Source organism: Bradyrhizobium sp. Pha-3, from assembly GCF_042258615.1.
Lineage (GTDB): Bacteria > Pseudomonadota > Alphaproteobacteria > Rhizobiales > Xanthobacteraceae > Bradyrhizobium.
This window is the reverse complement of the sequence record NZ_CP170152.1, coordinates 717023-733456: the sequence shown is the minus strand read 5'-3', so window position 1 is coordinate 733456 and position 16434 is coordinate 717023. Positions and strand designations below refer to the sequence as shown.

Below are 16434 nucleotides of genomic sequence, written 5' to 3'. Positions count from 1 at the left end.
CCACCGCATTGCTCTGAGTACAATTCCAGCATGGTCGCGCGACGAATGTCGCGATAGAAACGCCTATTCCTTGCAACTGTAGCCATGCACGCACCCACCCACCCGAAGATCAAGACACGCCAGGTGTTCGCCATCGCCGGTCCCGCGATGGTCGCCAACCTGACCACGCCGCTGATCGGCATCGTCTCGACCACCGCGATCGGCCGGCTCGACGATGCCGCGCTGCTCGGCGGCGTGGCGATGGCCTCGGTGATCTTCGACTGCCTGTTCTGGCTGTTCGCCTTCCTGCGCATGAGCACGCTGGCCTTCACCGCGCAGGCGCAGGGCGCGGGCGAGCCGCAGGAATATGCCGCGATCCTGGTGCGCGGCTTCATCGTCGCCGGCCTGATCGGCGCTGCGCTGATCGCGTTGCAGGTGCCGCTGGCCGCTGTCACATTCCAGCTGATGGGCGGCAGCGAAGGCGTCACGCGCGCGGCCAAGAGCTATTTCATGATCCGGATCTGGTCGGCGCCGCTGGCACTCGCCAACTATGTCATCCTGGGCTGGCTGGTCGGGCAGGCGCGCGCCAATCTGGCGCTGGCGCTTCAGATCGTGATCAACCTGATCAACATGGCGGCAACCGTGCTGCTGGTGCAGGTCTACGGCGCCGGCATCGCCGGTGCCGCGATCGCCGCCGTGCTTGCCGAGACGACCGGTTTCGCTGCCGGCATCGTGGTGGCATGGCGGATCTCGCAAGGCGGCTTTGCGGTTCCCGCGGCCACGCTGTTCGACCGCGCCAAGCTGATGCGCATGCTGGCCGTCAACCGCGACATCATGGTCCGCACTGCGGCGCTGATCGTCGTGTTCCTGTTCTTCACCGCCAAGGGCGCGCGCGAGGGCGACGTCACGCTGGCTGCGAATTCGGTGCTGAACAATTTCCTGCTGGTGAGCGCTTTCTTCCTCGACGGCCTCGCCAACGCCGCGCAACAGCTCTGCGGCCGCGCCTTCGGCGCGCGCGACGCACGCGGCTTTGCCGATTCGACCCGGCTGGTGCTGCTGTGGGGTATAGGCTTCGCGCTGGTCGTCTCGGTGCTGTTTGCGCTGTTCGGACCGGCGCTGATCAACCTGATGACGACAAGCGAGGACGTGCGCCGCTATGCGCGCGCGTTCCTGGTGTTCGTGATCCTGGCACCTCTGCCCGGCGTGTTCGCCTTCGGCTTCGACGGCATCTATGTCGGCGCGACCTAGGCGCGCGAAATGCGCAATTTGATGCTGGCCTCGCTCGCGATCTTCCTCGCCGCGTGGTGGGCGCTCAGCGGATTCGGCAACACCGGCCTCTGGATCGCGCTGCTCGGCTTCTACGTCGCACGCGGCGGCCTGCAGGGCCTGCGCTATCCGGCGCTGCTGAGGAAGTCGTTCAAGGCCACTTGACTCGGCTAAGCCCCTCGTGTCCCGGACGCGGTGCGGCACGAAGTGACGCGCCGCAGAGCCGGGACCCATGTCAACCATGGGCCCCGGACCAGCAGCGCACCACGCCGCAACCGCGGCGCGCTGCACTGCATCCGGGGCACGAGAGCGTCGTTACCTCACCGGCCAATCCTCGGCGGTGATGGTCGCGGCATCGGCGCCGACGATTTCCGACAGGGAGTCGCGGCCGGTGCGCAGCAAGGTCGAGGACAGATCGCGCTTGATATCCTCGACCAGGCCGATGCCCTTGTAGACCAGCGAGGAATAGAGCTGGATCAGGCTGGCCCCGGCGCGGATCTTGGTCAGCGCGGCGCCGCCCGAATCGATGCCGCCGACGCCGATCAACGGAAATGCACCTTCGACGCGGACATAGGTCTCGGCGACCATCCGCGTCGAGAGGCGGAACAGCGGACGGCCCGACAGGCCGCCCTGCTCCCTGGCCCGGTTCTCCTCGCGCAAGGTCGAGGGCCGCGCCAGCGTGGTGTTGGCGACGATCATGCCGTCGACGCGCCGCGAGCGGGCGATGTGCACGACGTCGTCGAGCTCGGCGAGGCTCAGGTCCGGCGCGATCTTCAGCAGCACCGGCGAATCGCCGGCGTTCTTGCGCACGCGCTCGCGGGTATCGATCACCCGCGCCAGCAAATCGTCGAGCGCCGCCGATTGCTGCAGATTGCGCAGGCCCGGCGTATTCGGCGAGGAGACGTTGACGGTGAAATAGCTCGCGACCGGGGCAAAGGTCTCGATCAGCTTCACATAGTCGGCAACGCGGTCGGTCGAATCCTTGTTGGCCCCGACATTGACCCCGACGATGCCGCCGCCGCTGGCGCGCGCGGCGAGCCGGCGCAGCACGGCTTCCGCGCCGTCATTGTTGAAGCCCATGCGGTTGATGACGGCCTCGTCACGCTCGAGGCGAAACAGCCGCGGCCGCGGGTTGCCGGCTTGCGGCTTCGGCGTCACCGAGCCGATCTCGACAAAGCCGAAACCAAGCCGCAGCAGCGCGTCGGGCGCCTCGGCGCTCTTGTCGAAACCCGCCGCCATGCCGATCGGATTCGGAAAGTTCAGCCCGAAGGCGCGCACCGCGAGCTTCGGATCATCCGGCCGCTGCCGGATCGGCGGCAGCAGCTTCAGGCCCTGGATCGCCATGCGATGGGCATCTTCGGGATCGAACCAGCGCAGCAGCGGCAGCGAGAAAGCGTCGAAGGCACGGATCACGGCTTGAGCTCCGGAACATCGTGGCCGCCGTCGGAGCGCGCGCGAAGGCTGAGGATTTCGGTGACCGCGCCGAGGTCGAGTTCGCCATAGAGATGCGGGAACAGTTCGTCATTGCGCGATCGTTCCCAGCGCAAGGCGTCGCCGAGCGCATCGGCGTCGACCGCCACCAGAAACAGGCCGGTTTGTCCGTGGTAGTGCTTGCGCGCGGTCTCGGCCACCTGGGCGGCGGTGGAAAAATGGATGAAGCCGTCGCGATTGTCGTCCGCACTGCCCCGGTAGACGCCCTGCCGCTCGGCTTCGCGCCAGGCCGAAGCGGGAGTGATTTTGTAGATCATGGGCACGGCCCGGCCTTCCCTTTTGTCCTTGAGTCTCTTGAGGTTTTATCCGGATTTGAGGGGAAATGCCCCAGACGCCATTCGGCGAGCGAGGGACCGTATCGGCGGCGGCGGCGCAACTCAAGCGGTGGTGGGGCACATCCGACGGCAGATTTGCGGAAACTCCCAGTTTCAGGTAATAATTCCTACCATCCGGGGTGTCCTCGATGGCCAAACAGTCCAAAGCCGCCCGACCGCTGACCCACGCGCAGGTCTGGGCCGCGCTCGACCGGCTCGCCGAACGCGCCGGGCTGTCGCCGTCCGGCCTCGCCAAGCAGTCCGGTCTCGACCCCACCACCTTCAACAAGTCCAAGCGCGTGACCGGCGACGGGCGCGAGCGCTGGCCATCGACCGAATCGCTCTCCAAGGCGCTGGCCGCGAGCAATGCCAGCATGGAGACCTTCGTGCAGTTGCTCGGCGATGGTCCGCGTGGCGGCCAGTCGGTGCCGTTGATCGGCTTCGCGCAGGCCGGCGCCGGCGGCTATTTCGACGACAGCGGCTTTCCAGCAGGCAAGGGCTGGGACGAGGTGGCGCTGCCGGCGACATCAGACGAGCACGCCTATGCGCTGGAGATCGAGGGCGACTCGATGAAGCCGGCCTATCGCGAAGGTGACATCATCGTGGTGTCACCCGCGACCGCGATCCGCCGCGGCGACCGCGTCGTGGTGCGCACGACCGGCGGCGAGGTGATGGTGAAAGAACTGAAGCGACGCACCGGCAAGGTGCTGGAACTTGCATCGCTCAATCCGGAGCATCCCGACCGCATGCTCGACGCCGAGGAGGTCGCGTGGATCGCGCGCGTCGTGTGGGCGAGCCAGTGATTCGACGAAACGGTAACCACAAAACCGATGTCGTCCCGGGCAAGCGACTTGTCCGCCGTAGCTCAACGAGCGAAGGCGGAAGCGCGACCCGGGATCCATAACCACGATACCGAGTTGTTGAGCGCGCTGTGGCAACAGCGTACCCGACATTTGCGAGCGGTGGTAATGGGTCCCTGCTTTCGCAGGGACGACAGCGGAGGTTGCGGTTGCGCCTCGCAGCCTGCTCTTACGTCGCGTAATCCGGCTCCTTGCGGTCCAGCATCCGTTTCAATGCATCGAAATGCCGTTGCGACGGGCTTGGGCCCTTGTAGAGATGGTCGTCGCGGAAATCGCGCTTGGTCTTGTCGACCACATGCTGCGGCAATTGCTTGAGCGGCTGCTGGGTCCACATCGCGTAGATCTGCACCTGCGCGGCGCGCTCGATGTAATAGAGCCGGTCATAGGCATCGGCGACGGTCTCGCCGACAGTCGAGATGCCATGGTTGGCCATGAACAGGATGGTCTTGTTGCCGATCACCTTGGCGAGCCTTGCGCCCTCCTCAGGATCCAGCGCTGGGCCGGTGTAGAGATCGTCATAGGCGATCGCTTCCGACAGTCCGACCTCGGTCTGCCCGATCTCCTTGATGCGCGGATCCTCGAGCCGCGTCAGCGCGCTCGCATACGGCATATGGGTGTGGAACACGGCCTTGGCCTGCGGCAGCGCCTTGTGGATCGGCGCATGGATGCAAAAACAGGAGCGCTCGACCTCGCCCTCGCCGCGCTTCACCTTAGCATCGTCGATGCCGACCTCCATGAAGGACGACGCGGTCACCTCCGACCAATGCATGCCGAACGGGATCTGGTAGTAGCGGTCGGTGCGGCCGGGCACCACGAAGGTGAGATGGTTGAAGATGCCTTCCGAAAAGCCGTGGATATAAGCGAGCCGATGCGCGGCCGCGAGATCGACCCGCGCCTGCCATTCCTCGGCGCTCGAACTGTCCTGCAGCGATGTCGGCGAAACCCTGAACTGCATGCGCATGCTCCCATCTGTGCCGGCCGCTCGACGGAGGCCGTGCTGATTTATGGGACGGAGTGTAGCGCAATCCGGAGCAACCTCCGGTGAAATTGCCGAGGATCAGCCATCCGGATTTTGCGGCGCTACGCCGCAGCCGTGGTGCCGTAGCCCGGATGGAGCGCAGCGCAATCCGGGGCACCTGGGGCCGCTGGGAACGCTTCCCGGATTTCGCTGCGCTCCATCCGGGCTACACGTCCCTCAAACTACGACGACCGCGCCAGCGCGCCGTCGATCATGTTGACCGCGTTCTGCACACCGTAGACCGCGACAAAGGAGCCGAAGCGCGGGCCCTTCTCCTGGCCGAGCAGCACCTGGTAGAGCATGTTGAACCAGTCGAGCGAGACGCCGGGCCGGCCGTCCTTGCCCTTCTTGACCACGTCGAGGAACGGCTCGCGGCGGCCGATCTCGTAGACCACGTTCTGGATGTCTTCGGCGGTCGCGTCAGCCGGCATGTTGGCAAGCGCATCGCGCAGGTCCTGCAGCGCGGCGCGCTCACCTTCAGTGGGCTCGCGGAACTGCTTGGTCGGCGCCACGAAGTCCCGATAATAGTTGATGGCATAGCCGACCATCGCATCGAGCTTCGGATGGGTCTGCGGCGTCACGCCCGGACGATAGCGGCCGATGAAACCCCACAGCGTTTCGGCGTTCTCCGCATTCGACGACGACACCAGCGTCAGCAGCAGCTGGAAGGTGACGGGCATGTCGGCCTGCGGCGGCTTGCCGGAATGAATGTGCCAGACCGGATTCTGCAGCTGCTGCCGTGCCTCCTGCCGCGTGAAGCCGTCGAGGAACTGCTGGTAGTCGTCGACATTGCGCGGGATGACGTCGAAATAGAGCCGCTTCGCCGCCTTGGGCTCGCGATACATGAACAGCGACAGCGATTCCGGCGAGGCGTAGCGCAGCCATTCGTCGATCGTCAGGCCGTTGCCCTTCGACTTCGAGATCTTCTGGCCCTTCTCGTCGAGGAACAGCTCGTAGTTGAAGCCTTCGGGCGGCGTGCCGCCGAGCGCCGCGCAGATCTTGGCGGACAGCTTCACCGAATCGATCAGGTCCTTGCCGGCCATTTCATAGTCGACACCGAGCGCGTACCAGCGCATCGCCCAATCCGGCTTCCATTGCAGCTTGCAGCGGCCGCCGGTGACGGGAACGGTGACGCTCTCCTTGGTCTCGGGATCTTCGTAGGAGATCGTGCCGGCCTTGGCGTCGTGCGCCGTTACCGGCACGTAGAGCACGAGGCCGGTGCGCGGACAGATCGGCAGGAACGGCGAGTAGCTCGCTGCCCGCTCCTCGCGCAGCGACGGCAGCATGATCGCCATCACCTTCTCGATCCGCTCCAGCATGCGGAGCAGCGCGGCATCGAACCGGCCGGAGGTGTAATACTCGGTCGAGCTCGCGAACTCGTAGTCGAAGCCGAACTGATCGAGGAAGGCGCGCAGCCGCGCGTTGTTGTGCTGGCCGAAGCTCGGATGGGTGCCGAACGGATCGGGGACCTTGGTCAGCGGCTTGCCGAGATGCTGCGCCAGCAATTCCTTGTTCGGCACGTTGTCCGGCACCTTGCGCAGGCCGTCCATGTCGTCGGAGAAGGCAAGCAGACGCGTCTTGATCTTGTCCTCGGTGAGCACACGAAAGGCGTGGCGCACCATCGTGGTGCGCGCGACTTCGCCGAAGGTGCCGATATGCGGCAGGCCCGAGGGGCCATAGCCGGTCTCGAACAGCACCTCGTCCTTCGGATTTTTCTTCAGCCGCGCCACAATCGCTTTCGCCTGCTCGAACGGCCAGGCGTTGGATTGTTCGGCGAGCGCCCGCAGGTCGCTCGGGCTGGCGGCAAGATCAATCACGGACATTTCTTCAGGCTTTCTCCAAAAAGGCCGCGAAAACTAACGCTTTCGCGGCAAAATGCAAAACGACGGGAAGTTTGTCGTCATTCCGGGGCGATGCGCAGCATCGAACCCGGAATGACGGATTCAGAACGGGCTGATCGAGAAATAGCGCAGCCACAGATCGGTGAAGCGGCCTTTTTCCCAGATCCGGAACAGCGCCCAGTTGAGCGACTGCCGGAGCAGATCGTTGCCCTTGCGCACCGCGATGCCGACGCCCTCGCCGAAATAGCGGCTTTCGACAAAGGGACCGCCGGAGAAGGCGCAGCATTCGGCGGAATCGGTGCCGTTGATCCAGAACGCGAGCGAGATCGCATCGCCAAAGATGAAGTCGACCTCGCCGCGGCGCAGTGCCGCGCGCAGCGCATCGCTATCCGGATAGGAATGGATCTCGGCGTCGGTGAACATCGCCTTGAGGTAGGCCTCGTGCGAGGTGCCGGCGATGACGCCGACCTTCTTGCCCTCGAGATATTCCGGACGGATTTCCGGCATCACATTCTCGCGGCGCGACACGAAGCGCGCCGGCGCGCGGTAATATGGATCGGTGAAATCGACCTTGGCGCGCAGCTGCGGCGTCACGGCCATCGACGCGATGATGGCATCGCCGCGGTTGGTCGCCAGCGCATCGATCAGGGTCTCGAAGCGGCGCATCTGGATGGTGCAGGTGACCTTGATCTCGTCGCAGAGCGCGCGCGCCAGGTCGACATTGAAGCCGGCGGGATTGCCGTCCGGACCAGTGAAGTTGAACGGCGGATAGTCGGTCTCGGTCAGGAAGCGGATCACGGTGAGGCGCGACAGGTCCGGCCGATCCGGCCGCCGCCGCGGGTCCCAGAAGCCCGGCACCGCCTGCGGCGCAGCCTCGGTAGCCTTGGGCGACTGGTTTGGAGGCGACGGGGCGGCAGCTGCCGGCGGCGTTGCTACCGGGGGCGTCGCTGGTGCCGCTTGTGCGGGGGCAGGCTTGGCGGGCTGGGCCGGCGCAGGCGCCGGCTTGGCCGCGGGTGTCTGCGGCACCGGCGGCGTCTGCCCGAGCGCAGGCTCCGCCAAGGCCAGCAGGGCGACCGCCATCATCCCCACGGCCAGGCGAAGCTGGCGCGAGCGGACGGCAAAGGGCTGGGCGGACAAATCTGGCATAACCGGCAATTTTAGGGAATTGAACGGCTTATAGACCATCCGGCGCGTGATGCGAGCGCAGATTGGGCTAATTCTGAACCGGAAAAAGCGATCAGAGATACCGTTTGAGATCGGTCGCCGCCTCTTCCGGCGTCCGTTTCAGATTGAACGGCGCGACGAAATGGCCGTCGCGGTCCATCAAATAGATCAGCGCGGTGTGATCCATCGTGTAGTCGCCATCCTTCAGCGGTACCTTCTTGGCGTAGACCCGGTAGCTCGACAGAACCTTGGCGATCGCGGCGGGATCGCCGGTCAGGCCCTTGAGGTGCGGATCGAAGCTCGAAAGGTAGTCCTTCATCGCCGTGGCCGTGTCGCGCTCCGGGTCGACCGAGACGAAATAGGCATTCACGCGGTCGGCGTCCTTGCCCATCGCCTTCAGGACCTCGGAGATCTCGAACAGCGAGGTCGGGCAGATGTCCGGGCAATGGGTGAAGCCGAAGAAGATCAGCGTCGGCTTGCCCTGGAGGTTCTTGTCGGTGACGGTCTGGCCGGATTGGTCGGTAAGCTGGAACGGCCCGCCGATCGCGGCTGGCGCGGCGACAGTGCGCAAGCCGCCGACCGCCCACAACATGAGGAACAGGCCGACCGCCAGACTGCCCGCGAAGGCAGCAAAGATCACCAATGGGCGCGTGGTCCGGGGCATGATGCGATGGCGTCCTTGTCAGAAGCAGGCGGAGATGCCGGCCGTGATCATTTCGAAAAACACCGCGGTCCCGTAGTGGAACCAGAGCGCGGCAGCGGCGAGCAAGGCCAATCCGCCGATGCCGGCAGCGCCCCACAGGATCGCAGATGCCACCCGGCCCTGCGGAGCCGTCACGAGCTCGGATCGGGTGGAGATCGGCTGAACCATGCGGTTGAGATAAGCCGGGTTCCGGCAGGCAGCAAGCGCAATGGCCATCGCAGGCCGTCAAATGATAGCGAGGCGATTCCAGGCCCTAACCTCGCCATGCCACTGCCGGGATCGGCAGTTCAGCGCGCGGGCTCGACGGGTTTGGGCGCCGAGGCCTGGGCGTTGAGGTAACACGGCTTGTACAGCGCCTGCAGTTGCTTGCCGCGCAGGAAGATCATGTGCCGGGTCAGCCCACCGCGTTCCGCGATCCATCTGCGCACCGCCGGCGGGTACATCAGGTAGAGCATATGGGTGGCTTCGGGATTAGGAACCGGGCGGCCGTTGTCGCCGTAATCCCAGGCGGCATGGAAGCCGAGACTGGCGTGTGAGGTCACACAGATCCGGTCATGCGGGACCTTGCCGAGCACGATGGTGCAGGCCGAGGCGCACAGCCCGTCGATGATCACGGTCTCACCCGACGTGCGCAGGTCCTGATACCTGTCGACATAGACGCCGATCTTGCCGCCGCGATCGTCGGCGATCCTGACCACTGCTTGAGACGCCCCCATTCCCGCCAGCAGGAGAACCGCAGCGAGCAACCCCGTCATCAACTTCATTTTGGCCAGCCCCAGTCGAAACCGAATCTGTTTGGTCTGTGATGCAAGACAATGGTGAGCGTGTTGCGGCCGCGGATTTTTGTCCAGACGAGCGAAGCCGGTCAAAACAAATTCAAATTGGGTGTTGCGCGCACGCTGCAGTGGAGTGTGGAAAAGGTCCCAAACTGGAACAACTTGCCGCAACCATTTGGTGCCTCGCCGCCACAGGCAAGGTCCATTTGGCGTTGACCGCGTACAACGACGTGGTCTTGAATTCCGGCGGGACGGGGAAATCAAAATGGCTGACGATGCAGATGTGATCGTGATTGGCGCCGGACTTGCGGGTTTGGTCGCCGCAACCGAGATCGCCGACGCGGGCAAGCGCGTCATCGTGCTCGACCAGGAAGGGGAACAGAGCATCGGCGGCCAGGCCTTCTGGTCGTTCGGTGGACTGTTCCTGGTCGATTCGCCGGAACAGCGCCGGCTCGGCATCAAGGACTCCGTCGAACTCGCGCTGCAGGACTGGATGGGCACCGCGGGCTTCGATCGCGACGAGGATCACTGGCCGCGCAAATGGGCCGAAGCCTATGTCGCGTTCGCAGCAGGCGAGAAACGCGACTGGCTGCGCGCGATGGGGCACCGCATCTTCCCGGTGGTCGGCTGGGCCGAACGCGGCGGTTACGACGCCATGGGCCACGGCAATTCGGTGCCGCGCTTCCATGTCACCTGGGGCACCGGCCCCGGCATCGTCGAGCCGTTCGAGCGCCGCGCGCGCGAGGCCGCGAGGAACGGACAACTGGTGTTCAAGTTCCGCCATCGCGTCGATGCACTCAGCATTACCAACGGCATGGTCGACGGTGTGAGCGGCGCGATCCTGGAACCGTCAGGCGTCGAGCGCGGCAAGAGTTCCTCGCGCAACGTCGTCGGTGATTTTTCGCTGCGCGCACAGGCAGTCATCGTCGCCTCCGGCGGCATCGGCGGCAATCATGACCTGGTGCGGCAGAATTGGCCGAAACGGCTCGGCGAACCGCCGAAGTTCATGATCTCCGGCGTGCCCGAACATGTCGATGGCCGCATGATCGGCATCACCGAGGCGGCGGGCGGCCGGCTGATCAACCGCGACCGCATGTGGCACTATGTCGAGGGGATCCAGAACTGGAACCCGATCTGGCCACGTCACGGCATCCGGATCCTGCCGGGGCCGTCGTCGCTGTGGTTCGACGCCACGGGCAAGCGGCTGCCGGCGCCGCTGTTCCCGGGCTCCGACACGCTCGGGCAACTGCACTACATCATGGGCACCGGCTACGACTATTCGTGGTTCATCCTGACCCAGAGCATCATCAAGAAGGAGTTCGCGCTGTCGGGCTCCGAGCAGAACCCCGACCTCACGGGAAAAAGCTGGCGCATGACGATCAAGCGCGCCACCAACAAGGGCGCGCCGGCGCCGGTGGAAGCCTTCAAGCAGCACGGCGCCGACTTCATCGTGCGCGACAATCTCACTGAGCTCGTCGGCGCCATGAACAAGCTCGTCGGCAGTGACCGCCTGCAGCTCGACGCCATCAAGACGCAGATCGAGGCGCGCGACCGCGAGATCACCAACCCTTACGTCAAGGATGCGCAGGTGATGAACCTGCACAATGCGCGGCGCTATATCGGCGACAGGCTGATCCGCACCGCCAAGCCGCACCGCATCCTCGATCCCGAGCACGGTCCGCTGATCGCGGTGAAGCTCAACATCCTCACCCGCAAAACGCTCGGCGGCTTCGAGACCGACCTCGATTCGCGCGTGTTCGGCAACGATCACCAGATCATCCGCGGGCTCTATGCAGCCGGCGAAGCCGCGGGCTTCGGCGGCGGCGGCGTGCACGGCTATCGCTCGCTGGAGGGCACGTTCCTCGGCGGCTGCCTGTTTTCGGGTCGCAACGCAGGGCGCGCGGCGGCGAAGGCCGTCGGTTAGGACATGGACACTCGTCAGGTCGGCTGAGAATGCCGTGTTCAAGACCCGCCGGGCGTGAACCGGCGGGTCTCTGTTGTTGAATTCGGAGTTTCTTCAGGCCGTCTTGGTGAAAAGCGTCAGGACGCCGTTGGAGAGATTGACGGCGACGACTTGTGCCGAGCTCATGCCCTTCGCCTTGAGCGCGGATACGGCTTCCTTGGACGCGTCGATGGAACCCCGCAAATTCTTCAGGTCGTCCTCGCTTGCCTTTGCCACGACAGCCTCGACCTTTGAGCGGACCTCGGGCTGCAGTTCCTTGACGTCCACGACCTGTATGCTCCGGATGACGGTAGACTCGTCAGACTGAGCCTGCGGCGGCGTCTTCGGTTGCGTTCCCTGCACTTGCGCCCAGACAGGTGTTCCGAGCGAGAGTGCAGCAGCAATGATGGATGCCGTCGAGATGCGGATGCGCATGAGCATTCCTTGTGTTGATTGCCCCCAACATCCCGCGACAACGACCTTTCCTTGCTTAAGGTTCCGGCCGGCAATCCGTTCGTCGCAGGGGGCGCTGCCAAAATATCGAAAACAACCCCATGCAAAGTAGCCGGCGGTGGCGGGCGCTCGACCTGGCGGGCGCTCGACCTTGACACATCGGGCAACTCAGGGGTATTCTTCTAATATTCCGAAATCGCGCAGTGTCCCTCGGCCAAGGCTGGGACATATGGCGTTTGCGGGCTTCCGCAACTGGCGCTGCCACGTCGCAGGCGGGAGAGGAAACGCGCCTCAATTCGCAGCCAGTGTTCTCAACTCACCATTCAAAGCGCGTGCCGACCCCGACCGACGTTGCACCGGTTGCATCGACGTCGGATTCCACGCGGATATGACGCGTGACGTCCACATTGGCGGACACGCCGGACTGACTGGCGCTAGCGCCCGTCCGTACCCCGACGCTCAACCTGTCGCCGATCGCGCGCGACGCGCCAACCATCGGACTTCCGCCCGCTCCAACGCCGACATCAAGGCTGTCGACGCCGAGCGAGCGGCGCATACGGTCCATTGTGCCTTCACCACCGCTTGCGAACTGTGCCGCCACCTCCGCGAGCTGCAGGGCCTGCGACGTCGACAGGCTGCCTGACGCCTTCTGGAACAGGATGCGCGACAGAATCTCGTCCTGCGGCAATTGGGGCTGCGAGGTGAAGGCAAAGACCGGCGCGGATGCGGGCCCGGAGATGCCGACCTGCGCGGTGATGTCGGAGGCCGAGATCTCCGCCGCAAAGTCGAGCTCGGGGGCAAGATCGCCGTTGAAGGAGAGATTGCCCTTGGTGAAGGTCAACGTCTTTCCGAGCGCCACGAGCTTGCCTTGATAGAGCGAGAAGGCACCCTTCGGGACCGGAGCGTTGGTCGTGCCGCCCACTTGCACGGAGCCGCCGAGTTCCGCAGTCACCCCGCGGCCGTGAATGAAAACGTGGTTCGGTGCCGACACCGTAACGTCGAGCGCAGCATTGAACAGCGCCGCGCGCCCCTTGCTGCCCTTCAGGGCTTCGGCCGTGCGTTCCGCCGCGAGGCGTGCAGCGGCCTGGCCCGACGCATTCACGTGGTTGATGCCGTCAATCGGCTTCAGCGTCGACGGCAGACGATCGGGAATGTCGATGGCGACGTGGGTCAGGTCGATCCGGCCGCCGATCCGGGGATCGCGCGCCAGTGCACCGCTGACGTCGATCGCAAGATTGGCCTGCGCGGTCGCGAGCGCACTGGCCGCGAGCGTCGCCTGTTGTCCGCGAATCGAGACCGTGCCGGGGAAACCTGCATCCGGGGCGACCCGCACCTGGCCGGTACCAGACAATGTGCCACCGTTGGGCGTCGCGGCGGTCAGGCGCTCCACGACGATACGATCTCCGTCGGCGGTGACTTTCGCCTCGATATTGTCGAAGCGTGTGCCGAGCAGGCTGTCGCGGAATGTACCGCCACTCAAGCTGGCGGCGCCGCCGATCTGGGGCTTGGCGCGTGTGCCGCCTAACCGCGCATCGAGCACGACACTGCCGGACACGGTGCGGCCGGACGCCGAGAGCGCGGCGTTCGCGACGGCGGCATCGAGACGGCCCTTCGCGGTCAGCGCGATCGGTCCGGCCGCATCGAGCGGCACCGTGCCCGAGGCGGAGATCGTGCCGGCTTTTCCGGCGGCGATCGTGGTGGCGATGCTCGCGCGGCTTCCGTCGAGGCGCCCATCTGCTGAGACGTCGATCGGCGGCAGGCCCGCGCTGCGGCTCTGCGGCGCGGTCAGCTGCTTGACGGTGACCTTGTACTGACCCGTCGGAGCGCTGGTCGAGCCGGCAATCGTCGCCGAGGCGTCGAGCGTCCCGGCAAGGCCCAGGCCCGGCATCACGATATCGGCCTCGCCGAGCGGGATCGCGCTTGCGAGCGCCTTGACGTTGAGCGTCTTGCCGGCACTGCCGTCAACCGTGAAGCGACCTTTGCCGATGCCGAGAGCCAGATGCTCGATCAGCACGCTCCCGTCGTCGAGCGTGAAACTCGCTGGCCCCTGCAACGCGATCGCCCTGGCGCCGCGTCGCGCGGTGAAGCGGTTGAGATCGAACCGCGTGCGATCTTTGGCGGTAAGCACGCCTGCGGCATCGAGATCGAAGCCGGCCGCCTTGGCCGACAGGCCAAGGGTGCTGGTGCCGGCGTTCCCACGCGCGGTCAGCGCAATGCTCGAGACAGTCTGGCCGGCGATCTCGGCGCCGGTGACCTTGGCGTCGGCGTTGAGGAGCGGATGGCGGTAGAGATCGGTCGCATCGGCGCGCAGATCGAAGCTGCGGATCGCGGCGCCGGCTGCGCGGATCCCCGCGCCCTTGCCGGCGAGACGGACGGATTGCTGGCCGTCATCGACCGATGCGGCAAGATCGAGCGACGCCGAACCGACGAGGTCCATCAGCGCGACCGGTGCGAGGTCGGCGAGCGAGCCGGCGGCGAAATGGATCTGCCCGCGTGCGAGACTTTGCGCGTCGATCGTGCCCGCCCCCTTCAAGGATACCGAACCGATCGCGATGTCGACCGTCTTGGCGTCCCATCCGGCAAAAGCGGGAGCAGGTGTGTCGCCCGATTGACGGCTCGCTTGCACGATCCCGCGCGCCGGCTTGCCGTCGATCGAGCCATCGAGCCTGGCGTCGATGACACACGGTCCCTTGACGTCATTGACGGTCGCGACGAGCTCCAGGTGCGGAATCGGGCGCCGCATTGCGGTGGCGCGATCGACCGAGGCCGAGAACGACACGCCGGGATGCGCGAGCCCTCCGGTGAGGCCGACGTCGACGGCTGCCGCACCGGTGAGGCGAGCATCGGCCGCGGCAAGATCGGGCAGACTGACACGCGCCGACAGATCGCTCGTTTCGTGGGTCACCTTTCCCTTGGCGCGAACCTTGACATGGGCGCCGTCGAGCGAAACGTCGCGGACCGTATAGGTGTCGCTGGCGCTATCTGCGCCGACATCGGCGGCAAGCGTGACGCGCGGTCCTGTGAGCCCATCCAGCGCCGCGAGCCCGGTCGCGATCCCCTCGCCGGTGCCGGACAATTTGGCGTCGACGCGGCCGTGCTCGCGATCGGCGTCGAGATCGAGGCCGAGGGCCACCGCGCCCTTGAGCTTCAACCCGACGAAATCGCTGAAGCGGCCGAGGTCAGGCATGGCTCCGGTCGCGCGGCCATGCAGCCGATCGGGACTGACGTCACCGGCATAGGTGGCCTGAACGGTCGGCGTGCCGATCTCCAGCCGCTCGATGGTGGCGTGGCCACCGAGATCAGTGCTGCCGTGGAGCACGAGCGACGCACTATTGCCGATTGCTGCCGCGAGACCGGGATCGCGCGGCGCGATGCCCGAGGCCCGCAAATTTGCATCCAGCACGATATGCGTTGCGAGGTCGCTGGGCTCGGCGCGCGGGACTGCCGTCAGCGAGGCGTCGAGCGCGTCGAGATTTCCATCCGGCAGGCGGGCGCCTGACATTGCGAGCTTGGCCGTGAGCGTCGGCGCCTTGATCGGTCCGTTGACCCTGCTGTCAAACACCAGGCTGCGGATCGACCCCTGATCCGTTTCCGTGACGTCGCCATTGCTGGGCAGGGCGCGGATGGAGGCCCTGAAATCCATCACGCTGTCGGCGCCAAGCAGGCCCTTCACGTCGAGCCGCGCGAGGCGGCTCGTGAGCGTCAGCCCGTCCAGCGCGACGCTGCCGTCGTCGCCGAAATGCGTCGTGCTGTCGAGATTGGTCTCGCCGGCAAAGACGGGCGCGGCAACTGACGGCAGCAGCGGTCCGAGATGACTCGTGAGACGGGTTGCAAGGACGCGGCCCGCCCCGTTGCGGTCAAGCGTGATCGCACCGGTCGCATCAATGGTAGGGCCGGCCTGAAACTTCAGCGTGCCGCGGAAGCTGTCGAGCGTGCCCTTGCCGCCCAGCGCGAATGTCACGGGCGGCTCGCCCGGCAAATGACCGATCTTGGACATCAGTCCGCGGGCGGGTTCGTCGAGCGTGACATCGAGGGTCAACGCGTTGCCCTGCGGTACGAAGGCGAGCGCGGCCTTGAAATGGCCCGGGAAATCAGTGCGGATCGCATCGAGATTGAAAACGAGGCCCTCCGAGGGGGAGCCCAGCTCGGCATTGCCGGTCGCCTTGACGCTCAGGGCCTCGCCGAGAATAGGCTGGCCCAGCACCAGGGCACGCAGGTCGAAAGCCTTCACCTGTACTTTCACGGGAAGGTCCGGCAGGGTCGGCTGGCCGGACTCTGCGGCGGGCTGGTCGGACGGCAGCGGCTTTCGCTTGATATCGAGCGTGCCGATCTCGAGCCGATCGATCTCCAGCCGCCCCATGAGCAGCGCAGTGCGCCGCCAGACGAGACGGGCCTTGTCGAGGGTCAGCCAAACTCCGTCCCTGTCGGTGATGCTGACATCGTGCACCGTCGCATCCGACGAGAGGACGCCGTCGACGGCGCCGATATGAACCTGGGTCGCGGGCGTCGAGAGCGTTCGCGAGACGAGGTCGGCGAGCATGTCCTGCTGATTTTCGCCGCTTCCGCCTACCATTCCATGGAAGACGACGCCGAGCACAGCAACAGAGACGACTCCAAGCGCCGCTAT

At 65.6% G+C, this 16434-nt stretch carries 12 protein-coding genes and 1 pseudogene; 3 read left to right on the top strand and 10 right to left on the bottom strand.

Features of this window, described 5'->3' with window-relative positions; genetic code table 11:
• Positions 1–84 precede the first annotated feature (84 nt).
• A pseudogene (locus tag ACE10Z_RS03415) lies at positions 85–1410 on the top strand (MATE family efflux transporter).
• Positions 1411–1560: 150 nt separating this feature from the next.
• Here ACE10Z_RS03415 and ACE10Z_RS03410 read toward each other — a convergent pair.
• Positions 1561–2658: a quinone-dependent dihydroorotate dehydrogenase gene (locus tag ACE10Z_RS03410; protein ID WP_375786681.1), complete on the bottom strand. Its 1098-nt coding sequence runs from the start codon at positions 2656–2658 to the stop codon at positions 1561–1563.
• On the bottom strand, positions 2655–2999 hold the full coding sequence (locus tag ACE10Z_RS03405; protein WP_163153508.1) for a DUF952 domain-containing protein: 345 nt from the start codon (positions 2997–2999) through the stop codon (positions 2655–2657). Before ACE10Z_RS03405 ends, ACE10Z_RS03410 begins: the two co-directional genes overlap by 4 nt.
• A gap of 200 nt (positions 3000–3199) precedes the next feature.
• Here ACE10Z_RS03405 and ACE10Z_RS03400 point away from each other — a divergent pair, with 200 nt between their 5' ends.
• Positions 3200–3853, top strand: coding sequence for a helix-turn-helix transcriptional regulator (locus ACE10Z_RS03400; protein ID WP_375786680.1), 654 nt, complete (start codon positions 3200–3202; stop codon positions 3851–3853).
• A 226-nt stretch (positions 3854–4079) separates the two neighbouring features.
• On the opposite strand, the gene ACE10Z_RS03395 is transcribed toward ACE10Z_RS03400, so the two are convergent.
• From ACE10Z_RS03395 to ACE10Z_RS03370, 6 genes are all read right to left on the bottom strand, one after another.
• The gene (locus ACE10Z_RS03395; protein ID WP_375786679.1) at positions 4080–4865 is read right to left on the bottom strand and encodes a class II aldolase/adducin family protein; all 786 of its coding nucleotides are present in this window, start codon (positions 4863–4865) and stop codon (positions 4080–4082) included.
• 245 nt (positions 4866–5110) lie between these two features.
• The gene (locus ACE10Z_RS03390; protein ID WP_375786678.1) at positions 5111–6751 is read right to left on the bottom strand and encodes a lysine--tRNA ligase; all 1641 of its coding nucleotides are present in this window, start codon (positions 6749–6751) and stop codon (positions 5111–5113) included.
• Between the two features lie 120 nt (positions 6752–6871).
• Positions 6872–7915 (bottom strand): transporter substrate-binding domain-containing protein, encoded by a 1044-nt coding sequence (locus tag ACE10Z_RS03385; RefSeq protein WP_375786677.1) that lies wholly within the window; start codon positions 7913–7915, stop codon positions 6872–6874.
• A gap of 91 nt (positions 7916–8006) precedes the next feature.
• The gene (locus ACE10Z_RS03380; RefSeq protein ID WP_342709080.1) at positions 8007–8597 is read right to left on the bottom strand and encodes an SCO family protein; all 591 of its coding nucleotides are present in this window, start codon (positions 8595–8597) and stop codon (positions 8007–8009) included.
• An 18-nt stretch (positions 8598–8615) separates the two neighbouring features.
• Positions 8616–8852 (bottom strand): hypothetical protein, encoded by a 237-nt coding sequence (locus ACE10Z_RS03375; protein WP_375786676.1) that lies wholly within the window; start codon positions 8850–8852, stop codon positions 8616–8618.
• Between the two features lie 71 nt (positions 8853–8923).
• Positions 8924–9400, bottom strand: a complete 477-nt coding sequence (locus ACE10Z_RS03370) for a hypothetical protein (protein ID WP_375786675.1) — start codon at positions 9398–9400, stop codon at positions 8924–8926.
• Positions 9401–9677: 277 nt separating this feature from the next.
• Here ACE10Z_RS03370 and ACE10Z_RS03365 point away from each other — a divergent pair, with 277 nt between their 5' ends.
• On the top strand, positions 9678–11336 hold the full coding sequence (locus tag ACE10Z_RS03365; protein WP_375786674.1) for an FAD-binding dehydrogenase: 1659 nt from the start codon (positions 9678–9680) through the stop codon (positions 11334–11336).
• Between the two features lie 93 nt (positions 11337–11429).
• Here ACE10Z_RS03365 and ACE10Z_RS03360 read toward each other — a convergent pair whose 3' ends face one another.
• Complete coding sequence (locus tag ACE10Z_RS03360) at positions 11430–11789, bottom strand: hypothetical protein (protein ID WP_375786673.1); 360 nt, start codon at positions 11787–11789, stop codon at positions 11430–11432.
• Between the two features lie 334 nt (positions 11790–12123).
• Positions 12124–16347: a translocation/assembly module TamB domain-containing protein gene (locus ACE10Z_RS03355; RefSeq protein WP_375786672.1), complete on the bottom strand. Its 4224-nt coding sequence runs from the start codon at positions 16345–16347 to the stop codon at positions 12124–12126.
• Positions 16348–16434 lie beyond the last annotated feature (87 nt).

What these genes read in the sequence shown, in the direction of transcription:
- ACE10Z_RS03400 (WP_375786680.1), top strand. Translation starts at nt 3,200, where the DNA reads ATGGCCAAACAGTCCAAAGCCGCCCGACCGCTGACCCACGCGCAGGTC.
- ACE10Z_RS03395 (WP_375786679.1), bottom strand. Translation starts at nt 4,865, where the DNA reads ATGCAGTTCAGGGTTTCGCCGACATCGCTGCAGGACAGTTCGAGCGCC.
- ACE10Z_RS03390 (WP_375786678.1), bottom strand. Translation starts at nt 6,751, where the DNA reads ATGTCCGTGATTGATCTTGCCGCCAGCCCGAGCGACCTGCGGGCGCTC.
- ACE10Z_RS03385 (WP_375786677.1), bottom strand. Translation starts at nt 7,915, where the DNA reads ATGCCAGATTTGTCCGCCCAGCCCTTTGCCGTCCGCTCGCGCCAGCTT.
- ACE10Z_RS03380 (WP_342709080.1), bottom strand. Translation starts at nt 8,597, where the DNA reads ATGCCCCGGACCACGCGCCCATTGGTGATCTTTGCTGCCTTCGCGGGC.
- ACE10Z_RS03375 (WP_375786676.1), bottom strand. Translation starts at nt 8,852, where the DNA reads ATGGCCATTGCGCTTGCTGCCTGCCGGAACCCGGCTTATCTCAACCGC.
- ACE10Z_RS03370 (WP_375786675.1), bottom strand. Translation starts at nt 9,400, where the DNA reads ATGAAGTTGATGACGGGGTTGCTCGCTGCGGTTCTCCTGCTGGCGGGA.
- ACE10Z_RS03365 (WP_375786674.1), top strand. Translation starts at nt 9,678, where the DNA reads ATGGCTGACGATGCAGATGTGATCGTGATTGGCGCCGGACTTGCGGGT.
- ACE10Z_RS03360 (WP_375786673.1), bottom strand. Translation starts at nt 11,789, where the DNA reads ATGCGCATCCGCATCTCGACGGCATCCATCATTGCTGCTGCACTCTCG.
- ACE10Z_RS03355 (WP_375786672.1), bottom strand. Translation starts at nt 16,347, where the DNA reads ATGCTCGCCGACCTCGTCTCGCGAACGCTCTCGACGCCCGCGACCCAG.